22 protein-coding genes and 1 tRNA gene are annotated in these 21,964 nt (G+C 72.4%); 12 read left to right on the top strand and 11 right to left on the bottom strand.

Annotated features, from left to right (window positions below):
• Nucleotides 1-57 precede the first annotated feature (57 nt).
• Nucleotides 58-999 carry an endonuclease/exonuclease/phosphatase family protein gene (locus tag G7063_RS13455; protein WP_166414843.1) on the bottom strand — a complete coding sequence of 314 codons (942 nt, stop codon included), beginning with the start codon at nt 997-999 and terminating at the stop codon, nt 58-60.
• A gap of 136 nt (nt 1,000-1,135) precedes the next feature.
• On the opposite strand from G7063_RS13455, the gene G7063_RS13450 reads away from it, so the two are divergent.
• The 7 genes from G7063_RS13450 (at nt 1,136) to G7063_RS13420 (ending at nt 10,416) form a co-directional block, all read left to right on the top strand.
• A complete protein-coding gene (locus G7063_RS13450; RefSeq protein ID WP_166414842.1) occupies nt 1,136-2,500 on the top strand; it encodes a GH1 family beta-glucosidase in 1,365 nt (454 codons plus the stop codon).
• Complete coding sequence (locus tag G7063_RS13445) at nt 2,497-3,828, top strand: MFS transporter (RefSeq protein WP_206188158.1); 1,332 nt, start codon at nt 2,497-2,499, stop codon at nt 3,826-3,828. Before G7063_RS13450 ends, G7063_RS13445 begins: the two co-directional genes overlap by 4 nt.
• 397 nt (nt 3,829-4,225) lie before the next feature.
• The gene (locus tag G7063_RS13440; RefSeq protein WP_166414841.1) at nt 4,226-5,122 is read left to right on the top strand and encodes a D-hexose-6-phosphate mutarotase; all 897 of its coding nucleotides are present in this window, start codon (nt 4,226-4,228) and stop codon (nt 5,120-5,122) included.
• 101 nt (nt 5,123-5,223) lie between these two features.
• Nucleotides 5,224-5,958, top strand: a complete 735-nt coding sequence (locus G7063_RS13435) for a copper homeostasis protein CutC (protein WP_166414840.1) — start codon at nt 5,224-5,226, stop codon at nt 5,956-5,958.
• A gap of 257 nt (nt 5,959-6,215) precedes the next feature.
• Nucleotides 6,216-7,553 (top strand): NADP-specific glutamate dehydrogenase, encoded by a 1,338-nt coding sequence (gdhA, locus tag G7063_RS13430; protein ID WP_166414839.1) that lies wholly within the window; start codon nt 6,216-6,218, stop codon nt 7,551-7,553.
• Nucleotides 7,554-7,813: 260 nt separating this feature from the next.
• Nucleotides 7,814-8,857 (top strand): glycoside hydrolase family 6 protein, encoded by a 1,044-nt coding sequence (locus G7063_RS13425; protein ID WP_166414838.1) that lies wholly within the window; start codon nt 7,814-7,816, stop codon nt 8,855-8,857.
• Nucleotides 8,857-10,416 carry an RNB domain-containing ribonuclease gene (locus G7063_RS13420; protein WP_166414837.1) on the top strand — a complete coding sequence of 520 codons (1,560 nt, stop codon included), beginning with the start codon at nt 8,857-8,859 and terminating at the stop codon, nt 10,414-10,416. The genes G7063_RS13425 and G7063_RS13420 overlap by 1 nt, the downstream gene beginning before the upstream one ends.
• Before the next feature lie 9 nt (nt 10,417-10,425).
• On the opposite strand, the gene G7063_RS13415 is transcribed toward G7063_RS13420, so the two are convergent.
• Nucleotides 10,426-10,797 carry a sterol carrier family protein gene (locus tag G7063_RS13415; protein WP_166414836.1) on the bottom strand — a complete coding sequence of 124 codons (372 nt, stop codon included), beginning with the start codon at nt 10,795-10,797 and terminating at the stop codon, nt 10,426-10,428.
• A 38-nt stretch (nt 10,798-10,835) separates the two neighbouring features.
• Here G7063_RS13415 and G7063_RS13410 point away from each other — a divergent pair, with 38 nt between their 5' ends.
• The gene (locus tag G7063_RS13410) at nt 10,836-11,465 is read left to right on the top strand and encodes a hypothetical protein (protein ID WP_166414835.1); all 630 of its coding nucleotides are present in this window, start codon (nt 10,836-10,838) and stop codon (nt 11,463-11,465) included.
• A gap of 306 nt (nt 11,466-11,771) precedes the next feature.
• On the opposite strand, the gene G7063_RS13405 is transcribed toward G7063_RS13410, so the two are convergent.
• Genes G7063_RS13405 through G7063_RS13390 form a run of 4 tightly spaced genes read right to left on the bottom strand, consistent with a single transcriptional unit; the run spans nt 11,772 to nt 15,537 of the window.
• Nucleotides 11,772-12,749 (bottom strand): sulfate/molybdate ABC transporter ATP-binding protein, encoded by a 978-nt coding sequence (locus tag G7063_RS13405; RefSeq protein WP_166414834.1) that lies wholly within the window; start codon nt 12,747-12,749, stop codon nt 11,772-11,774.
• 52 nt (nt 12,750-12,801) lie between these two features.
• Nucleotides 12,802-13,617 (bottom strand): sulfate ABC transporter permease, encoded by an 816-nt coding sequence (locus G7063_RS13400; RefSeq protein WP_166414833.1) that lies wholly within the window; start codon nt 13,615-13,617, stop codon nt 12,802-12,804.
• Entirely contained in the window at nt 13,604-14,500 is an 897-nt protein-coding gene (gene cysT, locus G7063_RS13395) for a sulfate ABC transporter permease subunit CysT (RefSeq protein WP_240916099.1), read from the bottom strand. Before cysT ends, G7063_RS13400 begins: the two co-directional genes overlap by 14 nt.
• The gene (locus G7063_RS13390; RefSeq protein ID WP_166414832.1) at nt 14,497-15,537 is read right to left on the bottom strand and encodes a sulfate ABC transporter substrate-binding protein; all 1,041 of its coding nucleotides are present in this window, start codon (nt 15,535-15,537) and stop codon (nt 14,497-14,499) included. Before G7063_RS13390 ends, cysT begins: the two co-directional genes overlap by 4 nt.
• A 215-nt stretch (nt 15,538-15,752) precedes the next feature.
• Here G7063_RS13390 and purF point away from each other — a divergent pair, with 215 nt between their 5' ends.
• Nucleotides 15,753-17,297, top strand: coding sequence for an amidophosphoribosyltransferase (gene purF / locus G7063_RS13385; RefSeq protein ID WP_166414831.1), 1,545 nt, complete (start codon nt 15,753-15,755; stop codon nt 17,295-17,297).
• Nucleotides 17,298-17,368: 71 nt separating this feature from the next.
• On the top strand, nt 17,369-18,472 hold the full coding sequence (purM, locus tag G7063_RS13380) for a phosphoribosylformylglycinamidine cyclo-ligase (RefSeq protein WP_166414830.1): 1,104 nt from the start codon (nt 17,369-17,371) through the stop codon (nt 18,470-18,472).
• Nucleotides 18,473-18,689: 217 nt separating this feature from the next.
• Here purM and G7063_RS13375 read toward each other — a convergent pair whose 3' ends face one another.
• Entirely contained in the window at nt 18,690-18,869 is a 180-nt protein-coding gene (locus G7063_RS13375) for a DUF3073 domain-containing protein (RefSeq protein ID WP_166414829.1), read from the bottom strand.
• 343 nt (nt 18,870-19,212) lie between these two features.
• Between G7063_RS13375 and G7063_RS13370 the strand changes: the two genes are divergently transcribed.
• On the top strand, nt 19,213-19,425 hold the full coding sequence (locus G7063_RS13370; protein WP_102509979.1) for a BldC family transcriptional regulator: 213 nt from the start codon (nt 19,213-19,215) through the stop codon (nt 19,423-19,425).
• A gap of 109 nt (nt 19,426-19,534) precedes the next feature.
• Here G7063_RS13370 and G7063_RS13365 read toward each other — a convergent pair whose 3' ends face one another.
• The 4 genes from G7063_RS13365 to G7063_RS13350 form a co-directional block, all read right to left on the bottom strand.
• On the bottom strand, nt 19,535-19,840 hold the full coding sequence (locus G7063_RS13365) for a DUF3618 domain-containing protein (protein WP_166414828.1): 306 nt from the start codon (nt 19,838-19,840) through the stop codon (nt 19,535-19,537).
• Nucleotides 19,837-20,244, bottom strand: a complete 408-nt coding sequence (locus G7063_RS13360) for a phage holin family protein (protein ID WP_166414827.1) — start codon at nt 20,242-20,244, stop codon at nt 19,837-19,839. Before G7063_RS13360 ends, G7063_RS13365 begins: the two co-directional genes overlap by 4 nt.
• A 112-nt stretch (nt 20,245-20,356) precedes the next feature.
• Nucleotides 20,357-21,340, bottom strand: a complete 984-nt coding sequence (gene galE / locus G7063_RS13355) for a UDP-glucose 4-epimerase GalE (protein WP_166414826.1) — start codon at nt 21,338-21,340, stop codon at nt 20,357-20,359.
• 48 nt (nt 21,341-21,388) lie between these two features.
• A complete protein-coding gene (locus G7063_RS13350; RefSeq protein WP_240916098.1) occupies nt 21,389-21,736 on the bottom strand; it encodes a metallopeptidase family protein in 348 nt (115 codons plus the stop codon).
• 148 nt (nt 21,737-21,884) lie between these two features.
• Here G7063_RS13350 and G7063_RS13345 point away from each other — a divergent pair.
• Nucleotides 21,885-21,957: transfer RNA gene (locus G7063_RS13345), tRNA-Glu, on the top strand.
• Nucleotides 21,958-21,964 lie beyond the last annotated feature (7 nt).

Raw genomic sequence — 21,964 nt, 5'->3', positions numbered from 1 at the left:
GTCCGCCCGACGACGCCCTCCCACCCCTGACCGGGGCGGGAGGGCGTCGTCGTTCCCTCAGCAGACCGGCACGATGCGCGCCGAGACCGCGAGGTGGTCCGTGCCGTCGATCGCGTGCGTGCCCGCGGCCGTTGCGCCCGTGCCGACGGGGACGACGACGTGGTCGAGGTCGACCCACGGCCGCGGCACGTCCGTCGGCCACGTCGGCGCCCACGCGAGGCCCGCAGCCGAGCGGGCCGTCGTGAGGTCGTCGCCGAGCATCGCGCGGAAGGCGGGCAGCGTCAGCCCGGCGTTGAGGTCGCCGGCGGCGACGTCGACGACACCGTCGTCGGACCGCAGAAACGTCCCGAGCGCCGCCAGCTCGGCGCGCCACGTGCCCTCCGACCCCGGGACCGGCGCCATCGGGTGCGCCGCGAGCACACGCACCGCGCACCGGCCGACGTCGAGCGTCGCGAACGGCATGCGCATCGTCGAGCCCGGGATCTCGCCGCCGTCGCGCAGCGGCGTGGCCGACCACAGCCCGGAGCCCTCGGGGCCGCGCGCCGGCAGCACCTCGCGGTGGGGGAGGACGTCTGGGAGGCCCGCATCCCCGAGGCGCTCGACGAGCTCGGGCGTGAGCTCGACGACGACGAGCACGTCGGCCTCACGCTCCCGGACGAGCGCGACGATCTGCTCCGCATCCGCGAGCCCGTACCTGGCGTTGACCGACACGATGCCGAGCGTCGGACCGTCCGGGTCCGCGGCGAGCGCGCCCGCGGCGCCCGCCGTCGCGAGCGGGGACGCCCCCACGCCGAGGACGACGACGAGGATCCCCGCCGCCCACCACCGGCGCACGACGAGCGAGACCACGACGACGGCCGCGAGCACGAGGAGCGTCGGTACGCGCAGCGCGAGCGCCTGCACGACGCCCGGGCCGCGGTCCCACGGCGTGAGCCCCCACAGCACGGGCAGCGAGAGCACGACGACGACCGCGAGCCACACCCAGGATGATCGACGCATGCGTCGACGCTAGGGGGCACCTCACCCGGTGCGGATCGTCCCAGGGGTTGACGCACCCCGGGCCGGTCACCACGATGGGGGCGATGCCTGCGACGACGATGTCGCAGGTCAGGCGCCTGATGCGTGGAGGTTTGTCATGACCCGCCCCGTCCCCCGGTTCCCGGCCGACTTCGTGTGGGGCGTCTCGACCGCCTCCTACCAGATCGAGGGGGCCATCCACGAGGGTGGGCGCGGCCCCACGAGCTGGGACGCGTTCACCGCGCGCCCCGGCGCGATCGTCGACGGCTCGTCGGGCGAGGTCGCGTGCGACCACTACCACCGCTACCCCGAGGACGTCGCGCTCATGCGCGAGCTCGGCGTCGACGCGTACCGCTTCTCGATCGCCTGGTCCCGCATCCAGCCCGACGGCCGCGGCCCCGCCAACGCCGAGGGCCTCGCGTTCTACGACCGGCTCGTCGACGCGCTCCTCGAGGCCGGCATCGCCCCGACGCCAACGCTCTTCCACTGGGACACGCCTCTCGCGCTCGAGGACGCGGGCGGCTGGCGCGAGCGCGACACGGCCGAGCGGCTCGGCGAGTACGCCGCGATCGTCGCCGAGCACCTCGGCGACCGCGTCAAGCGATGGATCACCATCAACGAGCCCGTCGTCCTCACGATGCTCGGCTACGGCGCCGGCATCCAGGCGCCCGGGCTCACGCTCGGGCTCGAGGCCCTGCCCGTCGCGCACCACCTGCTGCTCGGGCACGGCCGCGCGGTCGAGGCGCTGCGCGCCGCGGGCGCCGTCGACGTCGGGATCGCGTGCAACCACGCACCGACGTGGCCCGCGTCCGACGCTCCCGAGGACCTCGCCGCCGCAGGCTTCTACGACATCCTCGCGAACACGCTGTTCTCCGACCCCCTGCTGCTGGGCGAGTACCCCGAGCCCGTCGTCCCCATGCTCCCGCCGGGGGCGCTCGACGACCTGCCGGTGATCTCCGCACCCCTCGACTTCTACGGCATCAACTACTACAACCCGACGCTCGTCTCCGCGCCCGACCCCGACGCGGCAGGCCTCGTCGACGGCCACGAGCTCGACGCCGACCTGCCCTTCGCCCTCCAGGAGCTCGAGGGCTACCCGCGCACCGACTTCGACTGGCCCGTCGTGCCCGAGGGCCTCACCGAGCTGCTCGTCGGGTTCCGCGAGCGCTACGGCGACCGCCTCCCGCCCGTCGTCATCACCGAGAACGGCTGCGCGATCATCGACGGACCCGGGCCCGACGGCGCCGTGCACGACCAGCGGCGCATCGACTACACGGCCGCGCACCTGGGCGCCGTCGCCGACGCGATCGCCGCGGGCGTCGACGTCCGCGGCTACTTCCACTGGTCGCTCATGGACAACTTCGAGTGGGCCGTCGGGTACACGCAGCGATTCGGGCTCGTCCACATCGACTACGAGACGCAGAAGCGCACGCCGAAGGAATCCTTCGCGTGGTACCGCGACGTCATCGCGGCACAGCGGTGAGCACGGCTGCGACAGACCCGGCCGAGGTCGTCGGGCGCGGCCCGACCGAGCGCGCCACGACGGGCTGGATCCTCAAGCTCTCCCTCGCGTACCTCGGCATCAACATCACGTGGGCGGGGCCGGGCCAGGTCCTCATGTCGCCGCAGGTCGAGCGCCTCACCTCGGCGGACGCGTGGGGGTTCTTCACGGACGCCAAGGAGACCAACCTCGCGATCATCGGGTTCATCACAGGCATCTTCGCGATGATCTCCGCGCCCGTGTGGGGCGCGCTGTCCGACCGCACGACGAGCCGCTGGGGCCGGCGCACCCCGTGGATCGCGCTCGGTCTCGTCCTCGTGAGCGTCTCCATGGTGCTCACCGGCTTCGCGCGCTCGCTGCCCGCGCTGCTCCTGTCGTGGACGGCGTTCCAGATCGTCATCAACGCGATGATCTCGCCCGTCGCGGCATCCGTCCCGGACCACGTGCCCGAGCGGCAGCGGGGGCTCGTCTCGGGCTGGTACGGCCTCGCGTACACGCTCGCGGTCGTCGTCGGTACGGGTCTCGGCACGCTCGCGACCGCCCTGTGGTCGGGCTGGGCCGGGATCACCGCCGGGTACCTGCTGTGCGCGGCGGCGTGCGCCGTCGCCGTCGTCCCGTTCCTGCTCGACCGCTGGGAGCGCGGTGTTCCCGTCGCCCGCGCCCCCCGCATGACGTGGGCCGAGCTGCGCGACTGCTACCGGCTCGACCTGCGCGGCCACCCCGACTTCGGCTGGGCGTGGATCACGCGGTTCGTCGTGACGCTCGCGAGCTCGACCGCGCTGTTCTACCTCTACTACTACCTGCAGGACCGCGTCGGGCTCGTGCGTGACGACGCGGCCGTCGCGGGTGGCGGCATGCGCGTGAGCGACGGGGTGCTCGTCCTCACGGCCGTCTACGCGCTCGCGACGCTCGGCACCGTCGTCGTCGCGGGCATCGTCTCCGACAGGCTGGGGCGACGGAAGATCTTCGTCGTCGTCTCCGCAGTCTTCATCGGTGCCGCGACGCTGCTGCTCGCGTTCGCGCCGCAGTTCGGCGTGGCCGTCGTCGCGGCCGTCGTGCTCGGCCTCGGCACGGGCGTGTTCACGGCCGTCGACTTCGCGCTCGTCACGGAGGTCCTGCCCGACGCCGAGGGGTCCGGTCGCGACCTCGGCATCATCCACCTGGCGATCCTTCTGCCGAACGTCCTCGCGCCCGTCGTCGCGGCGGTCATGGTGACGCACCTCGGCGGGTACACGGGCCTCTACCTGCTCTCGGGCGCGCTCGCGGTGCTCGGCGCCGTGCTGGTGCGCAACATCAAGGGCGCCCGCTGACCCTGTCCTGCCTCTCCCGCTCCCTCTCCCGACCTGACTTCTCCCGACCCGTCCTCTCCCGACCGGTCCTCTCCCGACCGGTCCTCTCCCGACGGATTGACGCGTTCCGCCCATTCGATGGGCGGAACGCATCAATCCGTCAGGGCTGAGGGGTTCGGTCTGAGGGGTTCGGTCTGAGGGGTGCGGGTCGAGGGTGCGGATAGCCGAACCGGGCGCCTCAGGTGCACGGATCGGCTATCGAGCCCACCTCTCCGACGGATTGACGGCTTCCGACCGTTCAACGGGGGTGCAGCGTCAATCCGTCGGGAGGTAGGGCGGGGACCGGAGGCGGTCGCGGGGGCCGGGCCCGGTCTGATAGACCGGTGGGAGAACCGCCCCACCCCGCGAGGAGCCCGTCGTGCCCGTCACCCTGCCGCCCACCGTCCGACTCGAGCCAGGTGTGGGTGACGCGCCGCTGGTCGTCGTCGAGCACCCCGCGGCCACCGCGCGGATCCACGCGTACGGCGCGCACGTCGTCGCATGGGCGCCCGTGGGCGCACAGGGTGCGCTGTGGCTGTCGCCGGATGCGGTGCTCGCTCCGGGTGCGGCGATCCGCGGCGGCATCCCGCTGTGCTTCCCGTGGTTCGGCCCGCACCCGGGCGGCGCGGGGCCCGCGCACGGGTTCGCGCGGACGAGCGTGTGGCGCCTCGTCGGGGCGGAGGAGCTTGCGGACGACGAGCAGCGTCCAGGCGGCGCCGTCGTCGTCACGTTCGAGCTCACGCCCGCGGACGTCGACCCGGCGCTCCTGGCCCTGTGGCCGCACGACTTCACGGCCCGCCTCGAGGTCGAGGTCGGCGCGTCGCTGAGCGTGAGCCTCACGACGACGAACGACGGCGGCGAGGCCGCCGACCTCACGCAGGCGCTCCACACCTACCTCGCTGTCGACGACGTGCGCCGCACGCGCGTCGACGGGCTCGACGGCGGACCGTACCTCGACAAGGTCGACGGTGACGCGCGCCAGGTCCAGGACGGCCCGGTCCTGTTCACGGGGCCGACGGACCGCGTCTACCAGGGGACGTCGGCCCTGCTCACGGTGTCGGATCCCGGCGGGCGGGCGATCGAGGTCGCGAAGGCGGGCTCGTCGACGACGGTCGTGTGGAACCCGTGGGCCGAGGGTGCCGCGGGCATGCGCGACGTGCCCGACGACGCGTGGACAGGGTTCGTGTGCGTCGAGGCGGCGAACGCAGCCGACGACGCCGTGCGCCTGCCCGCGGGTGAGACCCAGACCCTCGCGACCCGCCTCACGATCCTCTGACCTCCCGAGGATGGGCTATCCGCACCCGCCGGCCGGGACTGAGTGACGCGTCCTCCCCGTCGAACGGTCGGAACGCGTCGAGCCGTGGTTAGGGTCGAGGCATGGAGAACTTCGTGGGCAGGCCGACGGCCGCGGTCGAGATCGCTGTGCAGGACGCCGTCGGGGCGCGCGTCGCACGCGAGGCCGGCGCCGACCGCGTCGAGCTGTGCGGCGCCCTCGCCGCGACGGGTGGCCTCACGCCGTCGCTCGGCACGATCGAGACTGTTGTCGCCGTCGGGCTCCCCGTCCACGTGCTCGTGCGCCCGCGCACGGGCGGCTTCCAGCACGACGCCGACGAGCTCGCACTCATGGAGGTCGACATCCGTCATGCGGTGCGGGCGGGTGCGTCGGGCGTCGTAGTCGGCGTGCTCGACGCGCACGGGGTGGTCGACCGCGACGCCGTCGCGCGGCTGCGGGACGCGGCCGACGGCCGCGAGGTGACGTTCCACCGCGCGCTCGATGTCGTCACCGACCGGCTCGCCGCGCTCCACGTGCTCGCGGATCTCGGCATCACGCGCGTCCTCACGTCGGGCGGGGCCGCGCGCACGATCCTCGGCATCGACGAGCTTGCCGCGATGGTGCGCGAGGGCACGGGCGTGCAGATCATGGCGGGCGGCGGCCTACGGGCGCAGGACGTCGCGCCGCTGCTCGTCGTGGGTGTCGACGCTGTGCACCTCTCCGCGTCCGTCGAGCGTGACGATCGCGGCCCTGCGGGCCCGGGCGGAGGCGCCGGCGGCGCCTACCTCGTGACGGACCCGGACCGGGTGCGGGAGGTCGTGCGCGCCGCGCACCCCTGACGGAAGGTCTCGCGATGCGGACCTAGGTCCCGGTCGCGAACCGTCTCACCACCTGAGCGTTCGCGAGACGGTGTGTGAAGGGCCAACGTTCCTGCGTGCTGCACGACGCCCGAGGAGGGTCGAATCCTGAGACGTCGCGGCGCGCCGAACCGTCGAGTGCAAAGGTGGACGGTTGGCGGCCTGGACACGACGTGTCCGCCTTTCGATACGTGCCGTCAGAACATGGCGCGCACGCGCCACGACGCCGAGGAGTCCCCATGCAGAGCTCACTTGAGCCGGTCTTCGAGCAGGTCCTTCGCAGGAACCCTGGCGAGACGGAGTTCCACCAGGCCGTCCGCGAGGTCTTCGACTCCCTCGGCCCCGTCCTGACGAAGAACCCGCAGTACGCCGACGCAGCCGTGCTCCAGCGCATCTGCGAGCCCGAGCGCCAGATCATCTTCCGCGTGCCGTGGCTCGACGACAACGGCCAGGTCCAGATCAACCGCGGCTTCCGCGTCGAGTTCAACTCCGCGCTCGGCCCGTACAAGGGTGGCCTGCGCTTCCACCCGTCGGTGTACCTCGGCATCATCAAGTTCCTCGGCTTCGAGCAGATCTTCAAGAACTCCCTCACCGGCATGCCCATCGGCGGCGGCAAGGGCGGCTCCGACTTCGACCCGCGCGGCAAGTCCGACCGAGAGATCATGGCGTTCTGCCAGTCCTTCATGACCGAGCTCTACCGCCACATCGGCGAGTACACCGACGTCCCCGCGGGTGACATCGGCGTGGGCGGCCGCGAGATCGGCTACCTCTTCGGTCAGTACAAGCGCATCACCAACCGCTACGAGTCCGGCGTCCTCACGGGCAAGGGCATCTCGTGGGGCGGGTCGCTCGTCCGCACCGAGGCGACGGGCTTCGGCACCGTCTTCTTCGCGCAGCACATGCTCGAGACCGTCAACGGCGGCTTCGAGGGCAAGCGCGTCGTCGTCTCCGGCTCGGGCAACGTCGCGATCTACGCGATGCAGAAGGCGCAGCAGCTCGGCGGCCACGTCGTCGCCTGCTCCGACTCCTCGGGCTACGTCGTCGACGAGGCCGGCATCGACGTCGAGCTCGTCCGCCAGGTCAAGGAGGTCGAGCGCGCGCGCATCTCGGAGTACGCCGAGCGCCGTCCGTCGGCGAAGTTCGTCCCCGGTGGCCGCGTCTGGGAGGTCGGGGCCGAGGTCGCGCTCCCGTGCGCGACGCAGAACGAGCTCGACGAGGACGACGCCCGCACGCTCATCGCCTCCGGCCTCGTCGCCGTCGCCGAGGGCGCCAACATGCCGACGACGCCCAAGGCGATCCAGCTCCTCCAGGAGGCCGGCATCCTCTTCGGCCCGGGCAAGGCCGCGAACGCCGGCGGCGTCGCGACGTCGGCCCTCGAGATGCAGCAGAACGCCTCGCGCGACGCGTGGAGCTTCGAGCACACCGAGGAGCGTCTCGCCCGCATCATGAGCGACATCCACGACCGCTGCGCGACGACGGCCGACGAGTACGGCCAGCCCGGCAACTACGTCGCGGGCGCGAACATCGCGGGCTTCACGAAGGTCGCCGACGCGATGCTGGCACTCGGCGTCATCTGACGCCGTCACGATCCGGGTCGGTTCGCCGGCCCCGCCGTCGTCGGTCCACACCACGGGCCGGCACGGTTCCTCGAGGGCGGGCTCCCCACAGGGAGTCCGCCTTCGACCTGCTTCGGGCCGGTCGCGCCGCGCGCGGCCGGCCCGCGCCGTCGCCGGCACGCGCGCCGCCGACCTGACCACAGGGCGGCCTCGTGGAAGGGTGTCCACGGATGTTGCTGAACAGGTGGGGCGCACCTGCTCGTGGGGGTAGGTTGGCCGACATGCGCGCACGCCCCCGCTCCGTCGTCCTCGTCGCAGCGCTCGCTCTCGGCCTCGTCGCCGGGACGGGCCTGCCGGTCGTCGCCTCACCCTCGCCCGGGACGTCGGTCGCGCCCGCAGGCGTCGACCGCCCGACGGTCTCGGCCGGATCCCAGGGTGGCGCGGCCGTGTCCCGGACCGCCCGCAAGCTCTACGTCGACCCGACCTCGCAGGCAGCGTCCGCCGCAGCAGCGGCCCGCCGCGAGGGGCGAAGCAGCACGGCGAAGAAGCTCGACGTCATCGCGACCGCGCCCCAGGCCCGCTGGTTCGGCACGTGGAACCCCACGAGCACGGTGAAGTCCGAGGTCCGCGCATACGTGAAGGCCGCCCAGCGCAAGAAGCGCGTCCCGCAGCTGGTTCTCTACGCGATCCCGGACCGCGACTGCGGCGGATGGTCCTCGGGCGGGTTCTCCGCATCGGAGTACCGCGCCTGGATCGCGCAGGTCGCGGCGGGGCTCAAGGGCTCGCAGGCCGTCGTCGTGCTCGAGCCCGACTCGCTCGGCCACACCTGCGGCGGCTCGCAGCGCACGTCGCTGCTCAAGAACGCGACCACACGCCTGTCGAAGGCTGGCGCCTGGGTGTACCTCGACGGCGGTCACTCGCGCTGGAACAGCCCGGCGACCGTGGCCAAGCGGCTCAAGGCCGCAGGCGTCGCAGGCGCTCGCGGTTTCGCCGTCAACGTCTCGAACTTCAACTCGACGAAGTCCGAGGTCGCCTACGGGAAGAAGGTCGCCGCCCGGCTCGCGAAGCTCGGCGTGAGCTCGTCGCACCGTCGCTTCGTCGTCGACACCTCGCGCAACGGGCGGGCGACCGCTCGGGGCGAGTGGTGCAACCCGGCGGGCCAGGGCCTCGGCGTGCGGCCGCGCTGGGTCTCGAAGGGCGGCGTCGACGCCTACCTGTGGGTCAAGCGCCCCGGCGAGTCCGACGGGCAGTGCGGGGGAGGCCCGGCGGCGGGCCAGTGGTTCGAGTCGTACGCGCTCGGGCTCGTCGCACGGCGGGTGAAGTGATGACCCGCCACACCCTGCGCCTCGCAACCGGTCCTGGTGCTGCGCTCGCCGCCTCTTTCGCCACGCTGCGCGCCGAGCTCGACCTGCCCGGGGAGTTCCCTGCAGCCGTCGTCGCCGAGGCCGACGAGGTCGCGCAGCGCCTCGCCGCGTACGTCGCAGCGCCCCCGGCGGGCGTGCTCGACGCGCGCGACGTTCCTCTCGTGACGATCGACCCGCCGGGGTCGATGGACCTCGACCAGGCCGTCCACATCGAGCGCGACGGCACCGGCTTCCGGGTCCGCTACGCGATCGCCGACGTCCCCGGGGCCGTCGCACCCGGCGGCGCGCTCGATGCCGAGACGCTCGCACGCGGCACGACCGTCTACGGGCCGGGCACGCGCATCCCCCTGCACCCCGAGGTCCTCTCCGAGGGCGTCGCGAGCCTCCTGCCAGGGCTCGACAGACCCGCGCTGCTGTGGGACATCAGGCTCGACGAGCGTGGCGAGCAGACCGCCGCGACGGTGCGCAGGTCCGTCGTGCGGTCGCGCGTGCGACTGTCGTACGCGCAGGCTCAGGCCGTGCTCGACGGCACCCCCACGGATCGCCCCGCCGATCCCGTCGCCGGTCTCGACGCCGCGGGTGTCGCCTCGCTGCTCGGGCTGCTGCAGACGGTCGGCACACTGCGCCAGGCGCTCGAGCAGGCGCGTGGTGGCGTGTCGCTCGACGTCCCCGAGCAGGAGGCCGCAGTCGTCGACGGCGTGCCCCTCCTCGAGTTCCGGCGCGTCCTGCCCGTCGAGGGCTGGAACGCGCAGATCTCCCTGCTCACCGGCATGGCGGCCGCACGCATGATGATCGACGGCGGGATCGGGATCCTCCGCACGCTGCCGCCCTCCGACCCGCGCGATCTCAGGCGGCTGCGGCGCGCCGCCGCCGCGCTCGGCATCGACTGGCCGCGCGATCTCGACTACCCGGGGCTCGTCGCGACGCTCGAGGGCCGGAGCCCGCAGCACGCGGCGTTCATGGAAGAGGCCACGTCGTTGTTCCGCGGTGCGGGCCACCTCGCGTTCGACGCCGAGCGTGGTGCTCCTCTGCCCGACGACGAGGACGCACGACGTCACGCTGCGATCGCTGCTCCGTACGCCCACGTCACGGCGCCGCTCCGACGGCTCGTCGACCGCTTCGGCCTCGCAATCTGCGTCGCACTCTGTGCGGACGAGGAGGTTCCTGACGCGGTCCGCGCGGACCTCGCCCGGCTGCCCGAGATCATGTCGTCGACCGGACGGCGCGCGGCGGCCTTCGAGCGCGGCTGCCTCGACGCGGTCGAGGCAGCGGTCCTGCACGGGCGGCTCGGCGACGAGTTCGACGCCGTCTGCCTCGAGGCGAACGAGCCCGGGACGAAGGGCGAGATCCTCATCGCCGACCCCGCGGTGCGCGCCAAGGCCACGGGTGCAGGGCTCGAGCCCGGCGACCACGTCCGGGTACGGCTCACCGTCGCTGACGTCGCGGCACGCAACGTGCGCTTCGAGACCCTTGCGCCGGCCGTCGACGCGACAACGGTGGGGTCGTCGGGCGGGGCGTGAGCGTCGCGCCTAGCGTTCGCGAGCTGCCTGGAGCGGGAGCAGGCGCGAGATGTCCGCGCGGGTGCCCGACGGCCGGAGCCGTCCGTCGGCGACGGCGTCTGACCAGGTGAGGGAGCCGGTGACGAGCGCGAGCCAGGTCTGCGGGTCGGTCTCGACGACGTTCGGCGGGGTGTCGCGCGTGTGACGCGGGCCGTCGATCGCCTGGACGGCGCCGTCCGGCGGGACGCGCAGCTCGACCGCGTGGCCAGGCTCGATCTCGGCGATCTCCTCGAGCGTGAACCGCACGGCGGTGCGGCGTGCGGCGCGGTCGTCGGGGTCCTCACGCCAGCGGGCGAGGGCCGCGCGGCCTACGGCGGGGTCGGTGCGTCGTCGGGCGGGCATGCTCCGATCGTAGGCGCGCGGACCGTTAGGGTCGGGGGGTGAGCACGACGCCTGCCGACCAGCCCGACCCGACCCGCCCCGCCGATGAGAACCACGACTTCTTCTCGACCGACGCGGAGTCACCCATCGACGAGACCGCGGCGCCCGAGCGCGCCGCTGCGGACGCTGCCAGGGTCGGCGACGGCGACGCGCCCGCGCCTGATGCGGATACCACCGTGACCGGTGCGGCCGAGGTCGAGGCCGCTGTTGCGGACGCTGCTGACGAAACGGCTGCCGATGCGGGTGACGCCGCCACCGGTGACGCCGCCACCGGTGCCGCCGAGACCGGTGCCGCCGTGAACGTTGCCACCGATGCCAGCGCTGCCGACGACGAGGCCGCCGAGGACGAGGTGCCGCCGACCCTCACGTCCTTCCCGGATGCGGCCCACCCCGTCGTGCTCGATCGCGAGACGCTTCGTCGTGCGCCGCGCTTCGGGCGCTTCGCGCTCGTCGCGGTCCTCGGTGGGCTGCTGCTGGGCGTGGTCCTCGGCTACGTCGTCTTCCCGGCGTCGCACCCGGGCTGGTCGCGCACGATCTTCGCGTTCGAGGTCATGCTCGTGACGCTCGCGCTCACGCTGCTCGCCGCACTGGCGTCTGACTGGCGCTCCCGCCGTCCCCGTCGCCGCTGAGCTGTTCCGATAGCTGATCCACCCTCGGGGTCGGCCCCTGAGCGACCTTCGATAGCGGATCCGTACGTCTCACACGTACGGATCGGCTATCCGTGAGGCTGTGCGGGCGAGGAAGTGCACCGATCGGCTATCCGCACCCGTATGTGGCAGCCAGGGGGCGCCTCCGGTCCGACGGATTGACGCGTTCCGACCATCGAATGGTCGGAACGCGTCAATCCGTCGGGACTTCGGGGGCCGGAGTGAGCGGGGCCGAGCCTGCGGCTGGATCGCGGGGCCGGGCGGGGCGCGGGAGGGGGAACCTGGCGCTCAGACCGCGAGCGTGAGCGCGTGGGGCGCCGGGCGGAGCCACACCGCCGAGCCCGCCTCCGCGCCGAGCGCCCGCGACTCCGCGCGCGTGAGCGTCACGGTCGTCGGAGCCGCACCGGAAGACCCGCCGACGAGCTCGACGTCGAGCCGCACCTCGAACCCGATCCGCAGGCTGCGCACGACGCGACCCTCGGACGCGGCGAGCCCCGCGGGCGGCTCGGTGAAGACGTGGACGTCGTGCGGTCGTACGAGGCGCCCGCCGAGGTGCGTCACCGGCCCGAGGAAGCCCATGACGAACGGGTTCGCCGGGGCGTCGTAGAGGTCGTCGGGCGAGCCGACCTGCTCGACGCGGCCCTCGTTGACGACGACGATCTCGTCGGCGACCTCGAGCGCCTCCTCCTGGTCGTGGGTGACGAAGACGGTCGTCACAGGCACCTCGTCGTGCAGGTGCCGCAGCCAGTCGCGCAGCTCCTTGCGGACCTTGGCGTCGAGCGCACCGAAGGGCTCGTCGAGCAGCAGAACCGAGGGCCGCACGGCGAGCGCGCGCGCGAGCGCCATGCGCTGGCGCTGCCCGCCGGAGAGCTGGGAGGGCTTGCGGTCGGCGAACTGCTGGAGGTGCACGAGCCGCAGGAGCTCGTCGACGCGCTCGCGGATCTCGTCCTTGGGCGTCTTGCGGATCTCGAGGCCGAACGCGACGTTCTTCGCGACGGACATGTGCTTGAACGCGGCGTAGTGCTGGAAGACGAAGCCGACGTTGCGCTTCTGGGCGGGCTCGTGCGTCGCGTCGCGACCCTCGATCGACACGGAGCCGGAGTCGGCGGTCTCGAGCCCCGCGATGATGCGCAGGAGGGTCGACTTGCCGCCGCCCGAGGGCCCGAGCAGGGCGGTGAGCTGGCCGGTCGGGATCGACACGGAGACGTCGTCGAGCGCGACGAAGTCGCCGAAGCGCTTGGTGGCGTTGCGGACCTCGATGCTCATGGCTGCTCCTGGGTGCGGGTGACGCGGTCGGCGGGGGCGCTGGCGGGGAGGGTCATCGGGAGCTCCCGTGCGCGGGGCGGAGATAGGTGACGAGGGTGATGGCGGCGACGGAGACGGCGGCGAGGAGGAAGGCGGTCGCGTAGGCGGTCGCGTGGTCGAAGTCCTGGTAGCGCTGCTCGACGAGGAGCGTCGCGGTCTGGGTGCGTCCCTCGAGGTTGCCCGAGACGATCTTCACGGCGCCGAACTCGCCGAGCGATCGCGCGAGCGTGAGGACGACGCCGTAGACGACGGCCCAGCGGATCGCCGGCAGCGTGATGCGCCAGAACGTCTGCGGGCCGCTCGCTCCGAGGGACCGCGCGGCCTGGACCTCGTCGGTCCCGATCTCCTCGAGGACGGGGACGACCTCGCGGACGACGAGGGGCAGGGAGACGAAGGCGGTCGCGAGGACGATCGCGGGGGTCGCGAAGATCACCGAGATGCCGCGGTCGGCGAGCCAGGGCCCGAACCAGTCGCCGCGCGGCCCGTAGGCGAGGACGATCGCGAGGCCGACGACGACGGGGGAGACGGACAGCGGCAGGTCGATGAGGGCGGACAGGAGCCGCTTGCCACGGAAGTCGGTCCGTACGAGCAGCAGCGAGATCCCGACACCGAAGATCGTGTTGAGGAGCGTCGCCTGGACGGCGACGGACACCGTGAGCTTGAGGGCGAAGACGACGGTGGGGTCGCCGAGCGCGTCGCGGAGCGCGGTGAGGCCGTCGGCGAAGGTCGCGCGGACGACGAGGCTCACGGGCCAGCCGACGAGGAGCACGAGGTAGGCGACGACGACGATGCGCAGGGCCCGCCGGACCCAGGGGCTAGTGCGTGCCACGGCTGGCGACCTTCCGCTGGAGGACGTCGAGCGTGACGAGCGCGACGAGGGAGACGGCGAGGAGGAGGGTCGCGACCGCGGCGGCGGACGTCTGGTCGCCGTTCTCGAGGTAGGCGAGGATGCGCACGGATGCGACCTCGGTGCGCATGGGCAGGTTGCCCGAGAGCAGCACGAGGGAGCCGTACTCGGAGATGCCGCGCGCGAAGGACAACGAGGCCCCCGCGGCGATCGCGGGGACGAGCGCGGGCAGGACGATGCGTCGCAGGACGGTGAAGGGCTTGGCGCCGAGGGAGGCGGCGGCCTCCTCGACGTCGCGGTCGAGCTCGGCGAGGACGGGCTGGACGGTGCGCACGACGAACGGCAGCGTGACGAACGCGAGGGCGAGCGTCACGGACCACTGCGTGTTGGCGACGTTGACGCCGACGGGGCTGGTGGGCCCGTAGAGGGTGAGGAGGACGAGGCCGGCGACGATCGTGGGCAGCGCGAAGGGGATGTCGATGAGGACCTCGAGGATGCGCTGCCCGGGGAAGCGGTCGCGGACGAGGACCCAGGCGATGACGGTGCCCATGACGGCGTTGAGGACGGTGACGCCGAGGGCGTTGACGACGGTGAGACGGATGGCGGCGGCGGTCTGCGGGGTCGTGAGGGCGCGGGCGAACGCGTCCCACCCGCCCTGGGAGGTCTCGACGAGGACGGCGATGAGGGGGATGAGCGCGAGGATCGAGAACCACAGGACGCCGACGCCGAGGCCGACGCGGGAGGCGGGGGTGAGGTCGCGGGGGCCGCGGGACCTGCGGGGGCGTGGGCTGCGTCGGGGCCTGCGCGCGCCGGTGGCGCCCTCCGCGACGGAGGGCGCCACCGGCGGTGGTGCGGTGGTGGTCACGACGCGCCCTTCTCCTGCTGGATGCGGGTGACGAGCCCGTCGTCGGCGAAGAACTTCGCGTTGACGTCGGACCAGCCGCCGAGGTCGGCGATGGTGAAGAGCTTCGACGGCGCGGGGAAGGGACTGGCGGGGTCGTTGGCGCCCTCGACGGTGATGTCGCCGACGTCGACGACGGGCCGGAACCCCTTGGACGCGAAGATCGTCTGGCCCTCGGGGGAGAGGACGAAGTCGAGGTACTTCTGCCCGCGCGGGTCGGCGTCGACGAGGACGGCCGCAGGGTTCTCGATGAGCAGGGTCGCGTCCGGGACGACGTACTCGAAGGTCTCGCCCTGCTGGCGGGCGAGGATCGCCTCGTTCTCGTAGCTGATGAGGACGTCGCCCGTGCCGGACGTGAAGGCGGTGGTCGCGTCGCGACCGGACCCGGGGAGGGCGGCGACGTTGTCGAAGAACGTCCGGAGGTAGGCCTCGCCGTCGGCCTCGGTGCCGCCGTTCGCGACGACGGAGCCGTAGGCGCCGAGGATGTTCCAGCGGGCGGAGCCCGACGAGCCAGGGTTGGGCGTGACGATGGAGACGTCGTCGCGCAGGAGGTCGTCCCAGCCGTGGATGTTCTTCGGGTTGCCCTCGCGGACGACGAGGACGACGACGGAGTCCGAGATGATGCCCTTGTGCTCGCCGTCGTCCCAGGTGTCGGCGACGAGACCTGCGTCGACGAGGCGGGTCACGTCGCCCTCGAGGGAGAAGTGGACGACGTCGGCGTCGAGGCCGTTGGCGACGGCGCGCGACTGGTCGCCGGACGCGCCGTAGGAGGTCGTCCAGGAGGTGCCGGAGCCGGCCTCGGTCGCGGCGAACGCCTTCTGGGCCTCGTCGTGCGCGGCCTTGGGGACCGCGAAGCCGACGAGTGCGAGGGGCGTGTCGGAGGGGCCGGGGGCGGCTGCGCCGCCGATCGGCGTGGGGCTGCACGCGCTGAGCGCCAGCATCGTGAGGAGGGCGACGGCGGTGGCCGTCGCCGCGCTCCTGCGGCGGTCTCGTGCGTGCATGGCGTGATCCTTCCGGCGGGCCCGTGGTTCGGGCCGGTGCCGAGGAACGTACGGCTTTCCTGACCAGATCGCTCCAGATCGAACCGTCCGTTTTGCATCGTGAGACGACGGGTCCGCGAGCTGGGCGCGCACGGCCGTCGCCGACGTGCAGGTCGCGGCCGGTCCGCATGCTGGCGCCCTGCCGGACCGCTCGGGCGCTGTGGGACACTTCTCCCGTGGCGCTGCGTGGAGACGGACGACTGAATCACGACCTCATGCCTGGCGAGAAGGGGCCGCAGGACGCCTGCGGAGTCTTCGGCGTCTGGGCCCCTGGTGAGGAGGTCGCCAAGCTCACCTACTTCGGCCTGTACGCGCTGCAGCACCGCGGCCAGGAGTCGGCGGGCATCGCGACGAGCAACGGCACGCAGATCCTCGTCTACAAAGACATGGGACTCGTCTCGCAGGTGTTCGACGAGACCGCGCTCGACGCGCTTCGGGGCCATATCGCCCTCGGCCACTGCCGCTACTCCACGACCGGTGGGGTGACCTGGGAGAACGCGCAGCCGACGCTCGGCGCGACCGAGGTCGGCACCGTCGCGCTCGCCCACAACGGCAACCTCGTCAACTCCGCCGAGCTCCTCGAGCTCGTCACCGAGCGCTACGGCCAGCAGGCCCGCGGCGAGCTCGCGCGCGGCAACACGACGGACACCGCGCTCGTCACCGCGCTCCTCCACGGCGACACCGACCACTCGCTCGAGCAGACGGCCCTCGAGGTCCTGCCGCGCCTGCGCGGTGCCTTCTCGCTCGTCTTCATGGACGAGCACACGCTCTACGCGGCCCGCGACCCCCAGGGCGTGCGCCCCCTCGTGCTCGGTCGCCTCGAGCGCGGCTGGGTCGTCGCCTCGGAGACGAGCGCGCTCGACATCGTCGGCGCCTCCTTCGTCCGCGAGGTCGAGCCCGGCGAGATGATCACGATCGACGGCGACGGCCTGCGCTCGCAGCGCTTCGCCGAGGTCGAGCGCGCCGGCTGCGTCTTCGAGTACGTCTACCTCGCACGCCCCGACACCTCGATCTCGGGACGCTCGGTCCACGCCGCACGCGTCGAGATGGGGCGTCGCCTCGCGGCCGAGCACCCCGTCGAGGCCGACCTCGTCATCCCCGTCCCCGAGTCCGGCACGCCGGCCGCCGTCGGCTACGCGCAGGGCTCAGGCATCCCGTTCGGCCAGGGCCTCACGAAGAACGCCTACGTCGGACGCACGTTCATCCAGCCGTCGGACACCCTGCGCCAGCTCGGCATCCGCCTCAAGCTCAACCCGCTGCGCGACATCATCCGCGGCAAGCGGCTCGTCGTCGTCGACGACTCGATCGTCCGCGGCAACACGCAGCGCGCGCTCGTCCGCATGCTCCGCGAGGCCGGCGCGGCCGAGGTCCACATCAGGATCTCCGCGCCGCCCGTCAAGTGGCCCTGCTTCTACGGCATCGACTTCGCCTCGCGCGCCGAGCTCATCGCCAACGGCCTCGACACCGACGCGATCGCGAGCTCGCTCGGCGCCGACTCCCTCGGCTACATCTCGCTCGAGGCCATGATCGAGGCGACCGAGCAGCCGCGCGAGAAGCTCTGCACCGCGTGCTTCACGGGCGACTACCCGATCGAGCTCCCGGCCGACGACAAGCTCGGCAAGAACCTCCTCGAGCCCCCGGCCGCCCTCGGCGAGCCCGAGGCCGGCCTGCGCCACCTCGCCGTCAGCGCGGGCGGCGCGACCGCCCTCGACCACCCCTGAGCACGGCCGGCCCGGCCGGCACCGCCCGGCCCGCGGGAACCCCGCGGGCGGACACGACCAAGGAGAGCCACATGACCGAGCCGATCACCTACGCCGCCGCAGGCGTCGACACGGAGGCCGGTGACAAGGCCGTCGAGCTCATGAAGGACGCGGTCCGCAAGACGCACGGACCCGAGGTCCTCGGTGGTGTCGGTGGCTTCGCCGGGATGTTCGACGCATCCGCGCTCGTCGGCTACACGCGCCCCCTGCTCGCGACGTCGACCGACGGCGTCGGCACCAAGGTCGCGATCGCGCAGGCCATGGACAAGCACGACACGATCGGCCACGACCTCGTCGGCATGGTCGTCGACGACATCGTCGTCGTGGGTGCCAAGCCGCTCTTCATGACGGACTACATCGCGTGCGGCAAGCTCGTGCCCGAGCGCATCGCGGACATCGTCCGCGGCATCGCCGAGGCCTGCGAGATCGCCGGCACGGCGCTCGTCGGCGGCGAGACCGCCGAGCACCCCGGCCTGCTCGGCGTCGACGAGTACGACGTCGCGGGCGCCGCGACGGGTGTCGTCGAGGCCGACGCCATGCTCGGCCCGGAGCGCGTGCGCGCGGGCGACGTCCTCGTCGCCATGGGGGCGTCCGGCCTCCACTCCAACGGCTACTCGCTCGTGCGTGCCGTCGTGCGCCACGCGGGCTGGGAGCTCGACCGTCACGTCGAGGAGTTCGGCCGCACGCTCGGCGAGGAGCTCCTCGAGCCGACGAAGGTCTACGCGTCCGACTGCCTGGCCCTCGCGGCCGACGAGGCGGCGCAGGTCCACGCGTTCACGCACGTCACGGGCGGCGGTCTCGCGGCCAACCTCGCGCGCGTCCTGCCCGCGGGCCTCGTCGCGACCGTCGACCGCGCGTCGTGGGAGGTCCCCGCGGTGTTCCGCACCGTCCGCGAGCTCGGCAGCGTGCCGCGCGGCGACCTCGAGAACACGCTCAACCTCGGTGTCGGCATGGTCGCGATCGTCGGTGCTGAGGGCGCTGACGCGGCGATCGCGCGCTGCCGTGCGCTCGGCGTCGACGCGTGGGTCCTCGGCGAGGTTGCTGAGCTCTCCGACGAGCACGCGGGCCTCGAGCTCGTGGCGGGCACGAAGGGCGTCCAGGCGGGCGCTGTGCGCCTCGTCGGCGACTACCGCTGAGCCGTCCCTCCGCTGACTCGTAGGCCCCCAGAACCGTTCGACGGTGCTGGGGGCCTACGAGTCGGACCACCGGGGCGACCCGTAGGCCTGGAGCACCTTTCGATGGTGCTCCGCACCTACGAGTCGGGGCCGGTCACCTTTTCCGGGGACAGAACGAGGAGCGCCGCCCGGTGGGGCGGCGCTCCTCGTTCGTGCTCCTGCGAACTGCTCAGGACGCTCAGTCCTTGTCGCTCCAGCCGGCGTACGGGTCCTCGTCCTCGCGGTCGTCGACCGCGACGTCCGAACGCTTCGTGTGGGCGAGCTCCTGCTCGAGCGCCTTGATGTCCGTGGGAGGTGTGTAGTACTTCAGCTCGCGAGCGACCTTGGTCTGCTTCGCCTTCTGACGGCCGCGGCCCATGGCTCCGACCTCCCTTGGAGTCGATACGGGACTGGCCCTGCGTCTGCTCCGGACGCGGGCGGCCCCTCGTGGTGTCTCATTCGAGGCCCACGGTACATGAGACGGACGGGTTCCGACCACTTCCGTGGTGGGTGACGAAGGCCTCGGGAGCCGGTTCTGCCATCGGCGAATCGCCCGTGTCCAGGGCTGGTGGCTGCCGTGTTTTCGCGCGACGATGGGGTCGTAGGTCCTGATTCGGAGATTAGCGGCTGAAATCTCACCGGATCATCAGCTGGACTTGCTACGCTTCTCACTTGCATGCGGAAACATCATGCAGTAACTGAACACTTTCGAAGGAGTGACCATGCCCGTCCACGGCACTGAGTCCGAAGTCCTGCTCACGCCTGCTGAGGTTGCGAGCCTGTTCCGCGTCGACCCGAAGACGGTCACCCGTTGGGCCAAGGCTGGCAAGATCTCGGCGATCCGCACCCTCGGTGGCCACCGCCGCTACCGCGAGGCGGAGGTGCTCGCACTTCTGAGCGCCGGTTCGTCCGAGGCCGGCACGCCGAGCGTCTGAGCTGAGTGCCGCACCCGTCCACGGTGCGGAGAGGTCGATGGCCGGGACCCCGCTGGGGTCCCGGCCATCGACGTTCCAGGGGCCGGCGCGCGGCTCCCTGCGGCGAGCGTCAGCGGCGCCGGATGACGAGGATCGCGACGAGCGCGACAGCGCCGAGGACGGCGCCCGCGAGCAGCTTGACGTTGCGCGACCGGCGCGGGTCCTCCGCGGGGAACCCCTGGCCCGTGAGGAGGCCCTGGGCGTCGTGCACGGCCGTCCTGGCGGCCGTAGCGGCCTCCTGGGCCTTGACCCGGGGGTCGAGGCGCCCGGAGAGCGCGTCGACGGTGCCGGCGAGCTCGGCGCGGGCCGCGAGCACCGCGGCCTCGGCCGCGAGGATGCCGGGGTCGGTCGCGGTGAACGGTTCCTTGGCCATCATCGTCCGAGACCCTTCTTGAGCGCTGCGACGTCGTCCTTGAGGTTGGCTGTCGCGCGCGACGGCGTGGGCGGGTTGGCGGCCTTGAGCAGCCGGGAGCCGACGAAGGCCAGGACGCCGACGACGATGAGCAGGACGACGCCGACGAGCAGGAACCCGAGCCACGGCGGCACAGCCTCGGCAAGGCCCAGCGCGGCAGCGTCGAAGAGCTTGTCGATCGCGTAGAGCGCGAGGACGCCCGCTGCGACGAGCAGTCCCGCCCCGGCGCCGAGCCGGACGGCGCGGGCCTTCATCTCGGCCTTCGCGAGCGCGATCTCGGCGTGGACCAGCCGGCTCGTCTGCTCGCTCAGCCTGCCGAAGAGTTCGCCGATGCTCGGTTCGCCCTGCGGGTCGTCGGTGGTGCTCATGGTTCCCTGCCTTCGTCGGCGGTGCGCGCGCGGCGCTTGGGTCAACTCAACCGCGAAGCGCCGCGGGTTTCAATCCGCGGCACCTCACGATGCTGGTCAGGCTCGTGGTGGGTCACGCCTCGATGCGGCGGGGGCCGGCCTGCCACGCGCTCCACGCCGACGTGAGGATGTCGTCGAACGTGTGGGTCGCGTGCCAGCCGAGGACCGTGTTGATGCGCTCGGGCGACGCGACGAGGTGGGGCGGGTCGCCCGCGCGGCGCGGCTTGATCTCGGCGTCCATCGTCACGCCCGAGACCCGGGCGAGGCCGTCGATGACCTCGCGGACCGAGGCGCCGCGGCCGGTGCCGACGTTGAAGACGTCGTGCTCGCGGGAGTCCTCGGCGAGGTACTCGAGCGAGGCGACGTGCGCCTCGGCGAGGTCGAGCACGTGGATGTAGTCGCGGATGCACGTGCCGTCGGGCGTCGGGTAGTCGTCGCCGAAGATCGCGGGGCGCTCGCCGCGCTCGACGCGGTCGAGCACCATGGGGATGAGGTTGAGGATCGCCGGGTCCCCGAGCTCGTCCCAGCCCGCGCCCGCGACGTTGAAGTAGCGCAGCGCGACGAAGCGCAGGCCCCACGCCCGGGTCGCGGCGCGACCGAGCCACTCGCCGATGAGCTTGGTCTCGCCGTACGGGTTGATGGGCTCCGCGTGGAGCTTCTCCTCGACGAGCGAGACGGCGGGCATGCCGTAGGTCGCGGCGGACGACGAGAACACGAGGCGGTCGACGCCCGCGGCCTCCATCGCGGAGACGACGTTCGTGAGGCCGCCGACGTTCTGCTGGTAGTAGTACGCGGGGCGCTCCACGGACTCGCCGACCTGCTTGCGCGCGGCGAAGTGGATGACCGCGGTGACCCCGTGGTCGCGCATGGTGCGCGTGAGCGTGCCGACGGCCTCGGGGGAGGCGACGTCGAGGTGCACGAGGGTGGCGCCGCCGATGCGCTCGGCGCGCCCGGTCGACAGGTCGTCGACGACGACGACCTCCTCGCCGCGTTCGTGGAGCACACGGACGACATGGGCACCGATGTAGCCGGCTCCGCCGGTCACGAGGATCGTCATGGCACCGATCCTATCGGCGGGCCGCCCCGTCGCGAGGGGACGTCCGGGTCAGTCCCAGCCGAGGTCGTGGAGCCTGTCGTCGTCGATCCCGAAGTGGTGCGCGATCTCGTGGACGACGGTGATGGACACCTCGTCGACGACGTCGTCCTCGGTCTCGCAGATCGCGAGCGTCGGGTTGCGGAAGATCGTGATGCGGTCGGGCAGGCCCGTCCAGGAGAGGCTGCGCTCCGTGAGGGGGATGCCGTCGTAGACGCCGAGCAGGTCGGGGTCGTCGGCCGGGGCGTCGTCCTCGACGAGGACGACGACGTTGTCCATCATCGCCGTGAGCTCGGGCGGTATCTCGTCGAGCGCGTCGCTCACGAGCTCTTCGAACCGCTCCCTGGTCATCTCCATCACGCCCCCATCGTGTCAGGTGCGCGGCGTCCGTGCGCGCCCCCTGAGGGCCGCGGGATCATGCCGATTTTGCACGCACGCCATCTGGCGCATATAGTTACCGACGTCCTCAGCGGACCGGCCATCACGGCGGATCGGCGAGATGGACTAGGCCCCCATCGTCTAGCGGCCTAGGACGCCGCCCTTTCACGGCGGTAGCACGGGTTCGAATCCCGTTGGGGGTACTAGTAA

The organism is Sanguibacter sp. HDW7, from assembly GCF_011300875.1.
In the GTDB taxonomy this organism is placed as follows: domain Bacteria; phylum Actinomycetota; class Actinomycetes; order Actinomycetales; family Cellulomonadaceae; genus Flavimobilis.
This window is presented reverse-complemented; position numbering and strand designations above follow the sequence as displayed.

Excerpts from the sequence above, each read along its gene's own strand:
- gdhA (WP_166414839.1), top strand. The coding sequence starts at position 6,216 with ATGCAGAGCTCACTTGAGCCGGTCTTCGAGCAGGTCCTTCGCAGGAAC.
- purM (WP_166414830.1), top strand. The coding sequence starts at position 17,369 with ATGACCGAGCCGATCACCTACGCCGCCGCAGGCGTCGACACGGAGGCC.
- G7063_RS13375 (WP_166414829.1), bottom strand. The coding sequence starts at position 18,869 with ATGGGCCGCGGCCGTCAGAAGGCGAAGCAGACCAAGGTCGCTCGCGAG.
- G7063_RS13455 (WP_166414843.1), bottom strand. The coding sequence starts at position 999 with ATGCGTCGATCATCCTGGGTGTGGCTCGCGGTCGTCGTCGTGCTCTCG.
- galE (WP_166414826.1), bottom strand. The coding sequence starts at position 21,340 with ATGACGATCCTCGTGACCGGCGGAGCCGGCTACATCGGTGCCCATGTC.
- G7063_RS13360 (WP_166414827.1), bottom strand. The coding sequence starts at position 20,244 with ATGAGCACCACCGACGACCCGCAGGGCGAACCGAGCATCGGCGAACTC.
- G7063_RS13390 (WP_166414832.1), bottom strand. The coding sequence starts at position 15,537 with ATGCACGCACGAGACCGCCGCAGGAGCGCGGCGACGGCCACCGCCGTC.
- G7063_RS13435 (WP_166414840.1), top strand. The coding sequence starts at position 5,224 with ATGGAGAACTTCGTGGGCAGGCCGACGGCCGCGGTCGAGATCGCTGTG.
- G7063_RS13450 (WP_166414842.1), top strand. The coding sequence starts at position 1,136 with ATGACCCGCCCCGTCCCCCGGTTCCCGGCCGACTTCGTGTGGGGCGTC.
- G7063_RS13420 (WP_166414837.1), top strand. The coding sequence starts at position 8,857 with ATGACCCGCCACACCCTGCGCCTCGCAACCGGTCCTGGTGCTGCGCTC.
- G7063_RS13405 (WP_166414834.1), bottom strand. The coding sequence starts at position 12,749 with ATGAGCATCGAGGTCCGCAACGCCACCAAGCGCTTCGGCGACTTCGTC.
- G7063_RS13370 (WP_102509979.1), top strand. The coding sequence starts at position 19,213 with ATGCCCGTCCACGGCACTGAGTCCGAAGTCCTGCTCACGCCTGCTGAG.
- G7063_RS13415 (WP_166414836.1), bottom strand. The coding sequence starts at position 10,797 with ATGCCCGCCCGACGACGCACCGACCCCGCCGTAGGCCGCGCGGCCCTC.
- G7063_RS13365 (WP_166414828.1), bottom strand. The coding sequence starts at position 19,840 with ATGATGGCCAAGGAACCGTTCACCGCGACCGACCCCGGCATCCTCGCG.
- G7063_RS13425 (WP_166414838.1), top strand. The coding sequence starts at position 7,814 with ATGCGCGCACGCCCCCGCTCCGTCGTCCTCGTCGCAGCGCTCGCTCTC.